12 protein-coding genes are annotated in these 12043 nt (G+C 67.5%); 6 read left to right on the forward strand and 6 right to left on the reverse strand.

What is annotated here, in order from left to right:
- Positions 1 to 41: 41 nt before the first annotated feature.
- From GO606_RS03675 to GO606_RS03695, 5 genes are all read left to right on the forward strand, one after another.
- Complete coding sequence (locus GO606_RS03675) at positions 42 to 704, forward strand: DsbA family oxidoreductase (protein ID WP_169118878.1); 663 nt, start codon at positions 42 to 44, stop codon at positions 702 to 704.
- Positions 705 to 962: 258 nt separating this feature from the next.
- A complete protein-coding gene (locus GO606_RS03680; RefSeq protein WP_169118877.1) occupies positions 963 to 1469 on the forward strand; it encodes a CreA family protein in 507 nt (168 codons plus the stop codon).
- Positions 1470 to 1700: 231 nt separating this feature from the next.
- On the forward strand, positions 1701 to 2261 hold the full coding sequence (locus GO606_RS03685; RefSeq protein ID WP_169118876.1) for a TlpA family protein disulfide reductase: 561 nt from the start codon (positions 1701 to 1703) through the stop codon (positions 2259 to 2261).
- A 14-nt stretch (positions 2262 to 2275) separates the two neighbouring features.
- Positions 2276 to 3388, forward strand: coding sequence for a transglutaminase-like domain-containing protein (locus tag GO606_RS03690; protein ID WP_169118875.1), 1113 nt, complete (start codon positions 2276 to 2278; stop codon positions 3386 to 3388).
- 64 nt (positions 3389 to 3452) lie between these two features.
- Positions 3453 to 4331, forward strand: a complete 879-nt coding sequence (locus tag GO606_RS03695; protein WP_168954350.1) for an alpha/beta fold hydrolase — start codon at positions 3453 to 3455, stop codon at positions 4329 to 4331.
- 12 nt (positions 4332 to 4343) lie between these two features.
- Here the strand turns inward: GO606_RS03695 and GO606_RS03700 are convergent, their stop codons facing one another.
- Complete coding sequence (locus GO606_RS03700) at positions 4344 to 5681, reverse strand: MFS transporter (RefSeq protein WP_246979339.1); 1338 nt, start codon at positions 5679 to 5681, stop codon at positions 4344 to 4346.
- Between the two features lie 367 nt (positions 5682 to 6048).
- Between GO606_RS03700 and GO606_RS03705 the strand changes: the two genes are divergently transcribed.
- The gene (locus GO606_RS03705) at positions 6049 to 6252 is read left to right on the forward strand and encodes a cold-shock protein (RefSeq protein ID WP_011237778.1); all 204 of its coding nucleotides are present in this window, start codon (positions 6049 to 6051) and stop codon (positions 6250 to 6252) included.
- 111 nt (positions 6253 to 6363) lie between these two features.
- Here the strand turns inward: GO606_RS03705 and GO606_RS03710 are convergent, their stop codons facing one another.
- The 5 genes from GO606_RS03710 to GO606_RS03730 all read right to left on the reverse strand — a co-directional run bounded on the left by GO606_RS03710 (position 6364) and on the right by GO606_RS03730 (position 11822).
- The gene (locus GO606_RS03710; RefSeq protein ID WP_169118874.1) at positions 6364 to 7626 is read right to left on the reverse strand and encodes an Hsp70 family protein; all 1263 of its coding nucleotides are present in this window, start codon (positions 7624 to 7626) and stop codon (positions 6364 to 6366) included.
- 211 nt (positions 7627 to 7837) lie between these two features.
- Positions 7838 to 8713: a formyltetrahydrofolate deformylase gene (gene purU / locus GO606_RS03715; RefSeq protein WP_169118873.1), complete on the reverse strand. Its 876-nt coding sequence runs from the start codon at positions 8711 to 8713 to the stop codon at positions 7838 to 7840.
- Between the two features lie 12 nt (positions 8714 to 8725).
- Entirely contained in the window at positions 8726 to 9337 is a 612-nt protein-coding gene (gene thrH / locus GO606_RS03720; RefSeq protein WP_169118872.1) for a bifunctional phosphoserine phosphatase/homoserine phosphotransferase ThrH, read from the reverse strand.
- Positions 9338 to 9413: 76 nt separating this feature from the next.
- Positions 9414 to 10655, reverse strand: a complete 1242-nt coding sequence (gene ilvA, locus GO606_RS03725) for a threonine ammonia-lyase (RefSeq protein WP_169118871.1) — start codon at positions 10653 to 10655, stop codon at positions 9414 to 9416.
- Between the two features lie 198 nt (positions 10656 to 10853).
- Positions 10854 to 11822 (reverse strand): IS110 family RNA-guided transposase, encoded by a 969-nt coding sequence (locus GO606_RS03730; protein WP_169118870.1) that lies wholly within the window; start codon positions 11820 to 11822, stop codon positions 10854 to 10856.
- Positions 11823 to 12043: the final 221 nt, after the last annotated feature.

Consider the following 12043-nt stretch of genomic DNA (forward strand, 5'->3'; position numbering starts at 1 on the left):
TCTCCGGCCGTCCGGTACGGTCCAATCGACAGAAAACCTCCATGATTCTCGACATCGATTTCGTTTCCGACTTCGTCTGCCCGTGGTGCTTCATCGGCAACGAACGCCTGCGCCAGGCCATCGAGGAAGTCCGCCACGGCGTGGCCGACCTCGAAGAAATACGCGTGAACCGGCTGCCGTTCTTCCTCGACCCGGACACGCCGGCGGCCGGGGTGCCTTATCGGCCGTTTCTCGACGCAAAGTTCGGCGGGCGGCGCAAGGCCGACGAAGTCCTGGCCCGGATCGTCGAAGCCGGCGCGCCCGATGGCGTGACTTTCGCTTTCGATCGCATCGCGACCCGTCCGGACACGCTGAACGCACATCGCCTGACTTACCGGGCGCAATCGCTCGGCCACACCCAGGAACATGTCAACGCGCTCGGCCACGCGTTGTTCGCTGCCCATTTCCAGGAGGGTCGCGACCTCGGCGACAACGCCACGCTCGCCGATATCGCCGCCGCGGCCGGAGACGAGCGCGAAACCGTCCTCGCCTATCTCGAAAGCGACGACGATGCGGCAGCGGTCAGGCGAATGGCGCGCCAGATCCAGCAGCAGGGCATCACCGCCGTTCCGTTCTTCATCTTCAACCGCAAGCTCGCGGTGTCGGGCGCGCAATCGCCGGCGGCGTTGGGCGCCGCGATCCTGCAGTCGCTGCACGCGTCGTAAGGCCAACCGGGCGGGTCTTGGAGCGGGGACCGGCACAACCGGGCGCCGTCCCAGGGCGCCCGGCCATGAAAAACCGCTCGCGCGGGTCGCGACGCGCCCGACCAGGGCCGCGAAGATCCGGCGTCTCGAAGCGAAACGGACGCAGGGCGAACGCAAGCGGCAACGGACGCGTCGCACGTCGCTCGACGAATGATGAATGACCAATGACGAATGACGAATGACCCGAAAACCTCACTTTTCCCCACAGGACCGCAGCCCATGAGATCTTCCCGTCCCCGCCCCGCCCTGCGCGCCCGCCGCCTCGCCGCCCTCCTTGCCCTGCTCGCGGCCGTGCCGCTGCCGCTACGGGCGGAATCGGTCGGCGAAGTATCGACGGTGTGGAAGCTGATCGGCCCGAACCACAAGGTCGTCGTCGAAGCGTACGACGACCCGCGTGTCGAGGGCGTGACGTGCTACGTGTCGCGCGCGAAGACCGGCGGATTGTCGGGGGCGGTCGGTCTTGCGGAAGACCTCGCGGAAGCGTCGATCGCGTGCCGCCAGGTCGGCCCGATCCGCACACGCGAACCGCTGCCGCAGCAGGAGGAAGTATTCTCCGAGCGCCTGTCGGTGCTGTTCAAGCGGCTGCAGGTCGTGCGCATGGTCGATGTGCGCCGCAACGTCCTGGTTTATCTCACCTACTCCGACAAGCTCATCGAAGGCAGCCCGAAGAACAGCGTCACCGCCGTGGCGGTCGACCGGGCAACGCCGATCCCGCTGCGTCGCTGACGCCGCCGCTCCCCTCGCCGCAAGGCGCCCCCCGAAAGTTCTGCCACTGAGCGGTTCTGAAATCCGGCCGCAGCAGCGATAATGCGCGGCCCGGCCGGGCGTTGTCGCTCATCGGCCGGAAAATGGCGGTCTGTGTACCGCTCTCTTCGACGGGTGTTGCGAACGCGCACGCTCAATTTAAGCCCCGGCGGCTTCCGCGCCGGGGCGGCTGACAGGAATCGGGACACGACAATGTCCGACATCAGTCGCGCCTTGCGCAGGCGCACGCTGGCGTCGCTCGCGAGCTTCGCGGCGCTTGCTGCTGCGCCGACGACGCTCGTCGCCGCAACTCGCGGCACGGGCGCGCCCGGCCGCTTCGAAGCGGTGGCGGTGGATCCGCGCGATGCACGCCCCGCGGTGCTGCAGGCGGCGCTGGAACCGCTGCGAAACCGGGCGGTACTCGTCAATTTCTGGGCGACCTGGTGCGAGCCGTGCCGCGCCGAAATGCCCGCGCTGGTGCGCCTCGACGCTGCCGAAGCGGGCCTCGCGCTGCTCACCGTCGCGGTCGCCGACCGCGAGGGCGACGTGCGCCGATTCTTCGCCGCGCGCGGCCTCGACCCGCTCGTCGTCGCCGACCCCGAACAGGTCATCGCCCGCGCCTGGGACGTGCGCTTCCTCCCGACGACGTTTCTCCTCGACGCCTCCCACCGGCCCCGCCACCGCATACGCGGCGAACTCGACTGGAACGACCCCGCCGTGCGCGAGCGCGTCATGACGCTCGTGGCGCCCCCGAACGACCCCACACCACACTGATCAGGACGATTGTCATGGACCGCAGGAATTTCCTCAAAACCTCCGCCCTCGCCGCCAGCCTCGCGCTCCCGGCCTGGAGCCGCGCCGCCGACTCCGCGACAGCGCAGCCTTTCGCGCCCCACCCCGCCAACGGCTGGCGCGTTTTCGAATTGACGAGCCGCATCGAGCCCGCCGCGAGCGGCGACCCGACGCGCGTCTGGGTGCCGTTGCCGTCCATCGACGATCCCCAATGGATACGCCCGATGGGCAACCTGTGGCGGGGCAATGCCGACACGATGCGCGTCGTCACCGAAGCGGACTACGGCGCCGCGATGCTGCAGGCCGAATGGGCGCCGGGCGCCGCGAGCCCGCTGCTCGAAGTCGTCAGCCGCTTCGCGACCTGCGACCGGGCCGTCGACTTCACCCGCCCGGGGCCCGCACGCGAGTTGCCGGCGGCCGAACGGGCGTTATACACCCGCCCCACCGCGCTGATTCCGACCGACGGCGTCGTGCGCGACACGGCAGAGTCGATCGTGCGCGGCGCAACCAGCGACGAGGAGCGCGCACGGGCAATTTACGAGTGGATCGTCGACAACACGTTCCGCAACCCAAAGACCCGCGGCTGCGGCCTCGGCGACATCCGCACGATGCTCGAAAGCCGCGATCTTTCCGGCAAGTGTGCGGATCTGAACGCCCTGTATGTCGGGCTCGCGCGCGCCGCGGGCCTGCCGGCACGCGACGTGTACGGCGTGCGCGTCGCCGACTCGCGTTTCGGCTACAAAAGCCTCGGCAAGAGCGGCGACGTCTCGAAAGCACAGCATTGTCGTGCCGAAGTCTGGCTCGAGCAGTTCGGCTGGGTGCCGGTCGATCCGGCGGACGTGCGCAAGGTCGTGCTCGAGGAACCGCCGGGCGGCCTCGCGCTCGACGACCCGAAAGTCGCAACCGCGCGCCGCGTGTTGTTCGGCGCGTGGGAGATGAACTGGCTCGGCTACAACGTCGCCCACGATGTGCGCCTGCCGGGCAGCAGCGGACCGCAGGCGCCGTACCTGATGTACCCGCAGGGCGAAAGCGGCGAAACGCGCTTCGACAGCCTCGACCCGGCGACTTTCCGCTATTCGCTGACGGCACGGGAAGTCGCTCTCGCCTGAGGGCGCTCGCTGCAGCGCGCCGGCCCGCCCCAGTCCCGGCCCGCGCGCTGCTACCATTGCCGTCATGAAACCGAATCCCGAATCCCGATGCGAGCAGCTCGATGTCCGCGGACTGCGCTACAACGTCCGGCACTGGGGCGCTGCGGACGCGCCACCGGTGTTCTTCCTGCATGGCTGGATGGACAACTCGGCGACGTTCCAGTTTGTCGTCGGCGCACTCGCGCAGGACTGGCACGTCATCGCGCCCGACTGGCGGGGTTACGGCGCGAGCGAGTGGCTGCGCAGGCCGTACTGGTTTCCCGATTACTACGCCGATCTCGACGCCCTGCTCGCCCATTATTCGCCGCACCGCCCGGCGCGCCTCGTCGGCCACAGCATGGGCGGCAACATCGCCGGCGTGTATTCGGGGGCGCGGCCGCAACGCGTGTCGCAGGTGGCGATACTCGACGTTCTCGGCCTCAAGGACGGCAGCGCCGACGACGCGCCGAAGCGCCTCGACCAGTGGCTCGACGCCGTGCTGGCCGACCCGCAGTTGCGGCGCTACGCGGATCACGACGCGCTGGCGCGGCGCCTGCAGCAGGCCAACCCGCGGCTGACGGAAGATCGTGCCGCGTTCCTCGCGCGCAACGTCAGCCGCGTACTGCCTGACGGACAGGTCGAAATGGCTTGCGACCCCTGGCACAAGACCGCCGCGCCTGCGCCGTACCGCCTCGACGACACGCTGGCCTGCTGGCGCGCGATCACGGCGCCGGTGCTGCTGCTGGTCTCGGAGGAGGGCTACGTCGTCGACCGGTTCCCCGCGGATTCGGACGACTACCGGCAGCGGCTCGCGTGTTTCACCGACGTGCGGGTCACCACCGTGACCGACGCCGGGCACAATCTCCAGCACGACCAGCCGGAGCAGGTCGCTGCGGCGCTCGAGAACTTCCTGCTGCGGGACTGAGCCGCAGGGCCGTCAACGGGCATCGCCGGGACGATCGGCGGTCGCGCCGCGCAGCCAGGCGGTGAAGCGCCGCGGGAACTCCGGCGCCCGGACGCAGAGAAAAAGTCCCGCCGCCGCGTTGAGCAGCGCCCCGACGAGAATCAGCTGCGGCACCGACAGGCCGGCCGCGAGCAGCCCCGCGCCCATGCCGGCGGCGACGACCATGAACAGCGCATTGAGGATGTTGAGGCCGGCGATGACGCGCGAGCGGTGAGCGGCCGCGGAACGGGCCTGGACGAGCGTGTAGAGCGGCACGATGAAGAAACCGCCGAACACGGCGATCAGCAGCAGATCGACCAGCACTCGCCACGTCGCCGCATCGGCGAGCACCGCGCCCAGCGGCAGCGGCGCACTGCCTGTCGCGAGCGCCGGGCTCGCCCACCACAGGTCGAACGCGAACAGGCTCAGGCCGATCGAGCCGAAAGGCACGAGGCCCGGCTCGAGGTGCTTGCCCGAGAGCCGCTCGCACATCAGCGAACCGATGCCGATACCGACCGAAAACACCGCGAGCAGCAGCGTCACCGCGTGCTCGTCGCCGCCGAGCACGTCCTTCGCATAGCCGGGGAACTGCGACAGCAGCAGCGCGCCGTAGAACCAGAACCACGAGATTGCGAGCACCGCGAGGAACACGGTACGGTCGCCGCGGGTGAAACGGATGTTGCGCCAGGTTTCGCTCAGCGGGTTCCAGTTGATGCGCAGCCCGGGATCGGCGGCCGGCGCGGTCGGGATCGCCCTGCTCGCGGCGTAGCCGAGCACTGCGACCGACAGCGCCGCGACCGACACCCACAGCGCGCCGCCCGGGAGGCTGATCGTCACTCCGCCGGCGATCGTCCCGACGAGGATCGCGACGAACGCGCCCGCCTCGACGAGCGCGTTGCCGCCGACCAGTTCGTCCTCGCGCAGATGCACCGGCAGGATCGCGTATTTCACCGGCCCGAACAGTGCCGACTGCGCGCCCATCAGGAACAGCGCGCCGAGCATCAGCGCCAGCGAGTCGAGCGCAAACGCCAGCGCCGCGAGCGCCATGACGAGGATTTCGAGCAGCTTCGTCCAGCGGATGAGCCGGCTTTTCTCGAACTTGTCGGCGCATTGGCCCGCTGTTGCCGAGAACAGGAAGAACGGCAGGATGAAAATCCCGGCAGCGAGGTTCACCAGCACGCCCGGCGCAATCGTCGTGAAACGCGCAGCTTCGAACGTCATCAGCACGACCAGGGCGTTCTTGTACAGGTTGTCGTTGTACGCGCCGAGAAACTGCGTGATGAAAAACGGCAGGAAGCGCCGTTCGCTCATCAGTCTGAATTGGGAACTCATGCCGCCCTGCACCATCGTGAATCCGGAGTGGGCGGATTCTGCCACCGGCGACGTTCGGCGCGGCAACTTTCGGGGGCGCAGGCGGCCGCCGAAAAAAGCTTCATGCGCCGCAGAATTACCGCCTGAACAGTATGACATTGCCACTGAACATACTGGCAATCCCCTATAAAACCCCGGGATGAGCGTGACAATCCATTTCACCCCTTGACCGCGCGTCCGTTTTTCACCAGACTGCGCGTGCGCATCTGCAATCGCGTGGTTTTTCGTGCTCGACGGCCTTTGGGTACTCAGTTCGTCTTTCCCCGATCTCGATTGCCGCACTTCCGGGCAAACGCCCTTCATTAACTTTGATTTGGGATTTTTCGAAATGGCAACTGGTACTGTTAAGTGGTTCAATGACTCCAAGGGCTTCGGTTTCATCACCCCGGACAACGGCGGCGAAGATCTGTTCGCACACTTCTCCGCGATCCAGGGCTCGGGCTTCAAGAGCCTGACCGAAGGTCAGAAAGTTCAGTACGACGAGACGTCGGGCCCGAAGGGCAAGCAGGCAGGCAACATCCGCCCGCTCTGATTCTCGATTCGATCTCGCGCGCAGCCGTCCGCTAAACCGCACGGCCTGCGCAACGAGCCAAAGCCCGGCATTGCCGGGCTTTTTGCTTTTGCGGGTCCGGACCCCCGCCGCTCACCCGTAGCGGCGTGCGGCCTCGACCGCGAGCCCGCTGCCGATGCTGCCGTAAAGGTCCCCTTCGACGCTGCGCGCGGCAGGCAGCTCAGCCGCGATGCGCGCGCGCAGCTGCGCGACGCCGCTCGCGCCGCCCGTGAAATAGATCGTATCGACACGCTCGCGCGCGACCCCCGCATCGGTCAGCAGCCCCGCCACCGCCGCTGCGACTCGCTCGACGAGCGCCATCGTCGCGCGGGCGAAAGCTTCGCGGCCGATCTCGTGCACGAGCCCGGCTTCGAGCCGGTCGAGCTGCAGCGCCGTGGCCGGCGCCTGCGACAGCTCGATCTTCGCCTGCTCGACCTGCAGCGCGAGCCAGTGCCCTTCGCGCCGACTGACGAGCCGCGACAGGCGATCGAGTTCCGTGCGTGCGCTCGCATCGCGGTAGATGTGCTGCAGGCCGGCCCACGCCTGCCGCGTGTAGGCGAAATTGATCGTGTGCCAGGTCGCGAGCTGGAAGAACAGGCTCGACGGCACTTCAGCGCCGTTCTTCATCCGGCCACGATAGCCGAGCAGCGGCATCACACATTCCAGGCTCAGCGCGCGGTCGAAATCGGTGCCCCCAACGTGCACACCGGCATTGCCGAGCAGATCCTCGCGGCGATCGTCGCGGCCGGCGCGCGCCGGCGACAGCCGCACGAGCGAGAAGTCCGCGGTGCCCCCGCCGATGTCGGCGATCAACACCAGCTCCTCGCGCGCGAGGCCGGTCTCGTAGTGCAGCGCCGCGCCGATCGGCTCGAACTGGAAGCTGACGTCGCGAAAACCCGCCTGCTGTGCGATCGCCTCGAGTGTGTCCTGCGCCTTGCGGTCGGCGCGCTCGTCGTCGTCGACGAAATGCACCGGCCGGCCGAACACGGCCTGCGTGAAGCTTCGTCCCGCTGCCGCTTCGGCGCGCGCCTTCAGTTCGCCGATGAAGCTCGCGAGGAGATCGCGGAACGGCAACGCGCGCCCGTGCACTTCGGTCTGGCCGTCCATCAGGCTGCTGCCCAGAAGGCTCTTCAGCGAGCGCATCAGGCGGCCTTCGTAGCCTTCGAGGTATTCGGCGAGCGCGGCGCGGCCATAGCACGTCGTCTCCTCGTCGGCATTGAAGAACACCGCGGACGGCAGCGTCCGCTTGTCGCCCTCGAGTTCGAGCGGCGCCGGGACGCTGGGCCGCAGCCAGCCGACCGTGGAGTTGGAGGTGCCGAAATCGACGCCGCAGGCCCGTGCGGAGGTCTTGCCCATAAGCGGATGCAGCCGGTCGGGAAAGGGGCGCAATGCTACGCCACGGCGGCGCACCGCGCGAGCGCATTCCAGACCACAGGACGACCCACCCATGTATGGCGCAATGCTACGCCACGGCGGCGCACCGCGCGAGCCTCACGGCGGCCCGCTGGCGGTCAGTGGTCAGTGGTCAGTGGTCAGTGGTCAGTGGTCAGCGGTCAGCGGTCAGCGGTCAGCGGAACACGATCGTCTTGTTGCGATGCACCAGCACACGGCCCTCGAGGTGGTAGCGCAGGCCGCGCGCAAGGACCATCTTTTCGATGTCCTTGCCGTAGCGGACCATGTCCTCGACCGAATCGGAATGGTCGATGCGGATCACGTCCTGGTCGATGATCGGCCCCTGGTCGAGGTCCGCAGTCACGTAGTGGCAGGTTGCGCCGATCAGCTTGACGCCTTTCGCCCACGCCTGGTGGTACGGTTTCGCGCCGACGAAGCTCGGCAGGAAACTGTGGTGGATGTTGATAATGCGCCCGGCGTACGCCGCGCACAGCTGCGGCGACAGCACCTGCATGTAGCGCGCGAGCACCATCGTCTCGCCGCGCACTTCCTCGAAGATGCGCCCCACTTCGGCGTAGGCCTGCGCCTTGTTGTCGGCGTTCACCGGCACGTGGTGGAACGGGATGCCGTGCCACTCGACGAGGCCGCGGAACGTGTCGTGATTCGAGATCACGCAGGGGATCTCGATGTCCAGCTCTTTCGACTGCCAGCGCGCGAGCAGGTCGTAGAGGCAGTGCTCCTGCTTCGACACCAGCACGACGACGCGCTTCTTGACCGCCGAATCGGTGATCGTCCAATCCATCTCGAGCTCGTCGGCGAGCGGGCGGAAACGCTCGCGGAACTCGGCGAGGTGAAACGGCAGCGACGAGGCCCTGATCTCGATGCGCATGAAGTAGCGCCCGAGCGCCTCGCCGTCGGCAGGAGGCTCGGCGTGCAGCGAAGTCTCGAGGATCCAGCCGCGATGCTCGGCAATGAAGCCCGACACCCGCGCGACGAGGCCGACGCGGTCGGGGCAGGACGCGGACAGCGTGAAACGGCGGTCGCGGTGCATGGCAGCTTCCGGTCAGGCGACGCGGGCGAAAGCCTTGTCGATCTCGCGGCGCAGCTCGGCGTAGTTGCGCGTCACCGGGAACTGCGGGAATTCGCGGATGACGTTTTCCGGCGGATGGAACAGGATGCCGCCGTGCGCCTCGCCGAGCATCGCGGTGTCGTTGTACGAGTCGCCGGCCGCGACCACCGTCAGGTTCAGCTCCTTGAAGCGCTTGACTGCCTCGCGCTTCTGGTCCGGCATGCGCAGGTGGTAGTTCACGAGCACGCCGTTCGCATCGGCTTCGAGGCGATGGCACAGCAGCGTCGGCCAGCCGAGCTGCTTCATCAGCGGCTTGGCGAATTCCTGGAACGTGTCGGACAGGATCACGACCTGGTAGCGCTCGCGCAGTTCGTCGAGGAACTCGCGCGCGCCGGCCATCGGCCCCATGCTGGAGATGACTTCCTGGATGTCCGGCAGGCCGAGCTTGCGCTCGGCGAGAATGTTCAGCCGGTACTTCATCAGCGTATCGTAGTCCGGCTCGTCGCGGGTCGTGCGACGCAGCTCGGGGATGCCGGTACGCTCGGCGAATTCGATCCAGATTTCGGGGACCAGCACACCTTCGAGGTCGAGACAGACGATCTGCACGGCGATATCCTGTAGCGGCAAGGGGAAAGCCGCGATTCTAGCAGCGGCGCGGACTGCCTGCCGGCGAATCCGGACCTCAGCCCGCGAGCAGGTTGCGCACGACGAGGCCCTGTGCGGCGAAGTGCCTCAGCAGCGCGTGCTGGTGCTCGGCATCGCGCGTCTCGATCTGCAGGATCACTTCGGTCATGCCGACCGCGACGTGCAGTTCGCCGCGGCGGTGTTCGACATGCCGCACGTTCATGCCGAGCTCGGCGACGGTCTTCAGCAGCGCGAGCAACTGGCCCGGCGCATCGGAAATCATCACCGCGACGCTCATCAGCCGCCCGCTCGACGCGAGGCCGTAGTCGATCGAACGGCCGACGAGCGTCATATCGACGTTGCCGCCCGAGATCACGACCACCGCGCGGTCGTCGGGCGCGAGGCGGACCTTGCGCTGCAGCAGCGCTGCGAGCCCGACCACGCCCGCGCCCTCGCCGATCGTGCGTGTGCGTTCGAGCAGCGTGACGATCGCCTCGGCGATCGCGTTGTCATCGACGGTGACGATGTCGTCGACGTGGCTCGTGATCACCTGCCGCGTCAGCATTCCCGGGCGCTTCACCTTGATGCCATCGGCGATCGTGTGCGCGTCCGGCCGCACCGCTTCGAGCGTGCCATCGTGCAGGAAATGCCGCCACGGCGCGACCGCGTCGGTCTGCACGCCAACGACGCGGATCGCCGGATTCTGCAGCTTCAGCGCCAGCGCGACGCCCGAAATCAGCCCGCCGCCGCCGAGCGGCACGATCGCGACGGTCATGTCCGGCGCGTCTTCGAGCATCTCCAGGCCGCAGCTCGCCTGGCCGGCGATCACGTCCCAGTCGTCATACGGGTGGATCAGCGCGAGCCCTTCGCCGTCAGCGAGCCGGCGCGCCTCGTCGCTGGCGGCTTCGAGCGTGTCGCCGACGAGTCGCACGTCGGCGCCGAGCTTGCGGCACGCCTGGATCTTCGTCAGCGGTGCGTTCGCCGGCATCACGACGACCGCGGAGAGGCCGGCCCGCGCCGCCGCCCGTGCAACGCCCTGCGCGTGGTTGCCGGCCGACGCCGCGACGACGCCGGCCGGCCGGGCCCCGCCTTCCAGCAGGCGGCCGATCTTGTGCGTCGCGCCGCGCAGCTTGAACGAGCCGGTGCGCTGCATGTTTTCGAGCTTCAGTTGCAGCGGCACGCCGAGCTCGTCGGACAGCGCGTCGTTCTGCCACTGCCCGGTGCGGACGACCGCGTCGCGGATGCGTTCGCGCGCAGCGACGAGATCGGGCAGTGCGAGCGGCACCGGGATGGACGACATGTCGATTCTCCGCAACCCGCCCGGAACGGGCGTTCGAATCGTTACTGTATGCGCAAAGCGGCGGCGCGGGCAGATGCCGGGGGCGTTGCCAACGCGCCCGGCGTGGCGCTCAGAGTCTGCGAATAGCTCTGCTGCGCGGGCCGATTGGTATGCATGCTTGAGCCGGCACCTCGAATTGCGTAGATACTGTTATCCGAGTCAAGCCCCATGCATAGCTGGATCGAAGTTCTTGCCAGACTTGAGCACGCCGTAGGCGACATGGACAAGCTTTCGCATCATGGCGCCAATGATGATCATCGGAATCTTTCCGTTTGCGGCCAGGCGCTGCTGGAAGTGCTGGCCCCAGTGGGTTCGGTACAAGGTTGCCACGGCGGGCATGTAAAGGGCTTTGCGCAGGAAGGCATGTCCGACCTTGGACATACGGGGTCGGCCTCTGACGCTGGTGCCCGACTCATGCTGTCGCGGGTCGAGGCCGGCGAAGGCCACGGCCTGTCGGGCGTTGGGGAAGTGCTGTGGATCGATCAGGTAGGCCAACAGCACGGCAATGGTGCGCTCACCCACGCCGGGAATGGACTCAAGCAGGCGCTGCTTTTCGCGCAGGGTGGGATCGCGATCGATGTGCTCGTGGATGGCCTTGACCAGGCGTTTGATCTCCTTGTCGAGCCATTGCAGATGATCGGCGATACCTTGCTCGACGGCCGGGCGGGCGACCTGCAGGCGATTGCTCTCCTGGGTATGCATGGTCTGCAGCGCATCGAGGCGCAGGACCAGGGCGCGCAAAGCCTGTTCGGCTGCAGAGGGGGCCTGCCAGAGGACGGGGTGACGCTCGAAGCAGAACTGGGCAATGAGCTTGGCATCGACCTTGTCGGTCTTGGTGCGCACCATCTGCGAGGCGCCAAAAGCCTTGATCTGAGCGGGATTGACCACGCTCACCGTGATCGTCTCGAAGGCGGCAAGAAACTCAGCCACCGCTTCCCAGTAAATGCCGGTGGCTTCCATGCAGGCATGGCACGCCTCGGCCCCTTGCTTGACGAGCCAAGCGTGCAGCGCCTCAAAGCCCGCGGGGGTGTTGGGCACAACCTTGTGTCGGATTTTGCCCTCGGGCAGGCGCAAGGCGCAGTCGAGCTTGGCTTTGGCGACATCAATGCCCAGATACGATGTGTGCATGGCGACTCCTTTGTTGCTCAAGCGCGTGGGTCCTCTCGTGATCGACCTTGTGAATGCGGGCTGCCGGCAAGCCGGGCCAAAGATACTGTCCGATCTATTCGTGAGGGTGAGCGGCTGCTGCAAGGATCTACGCAGCGGGCGCGAGGCCCAAGGGCGGATACGGCATCCAGCCGCTCGACCTGGGGCGCCCCCCAGGCATGCTGTTTCGACCGCCGCCGTTT

Source organism: Aromatoleum anaerobium (assembly GCF_012910705.2).
Lineage (GTDB): Bacteria > Pseudomonadota > Gammaproteobacteria > Burkholderiales > Rhodocyclaceae > Aromatoleum > Aromatoleum anaerobium.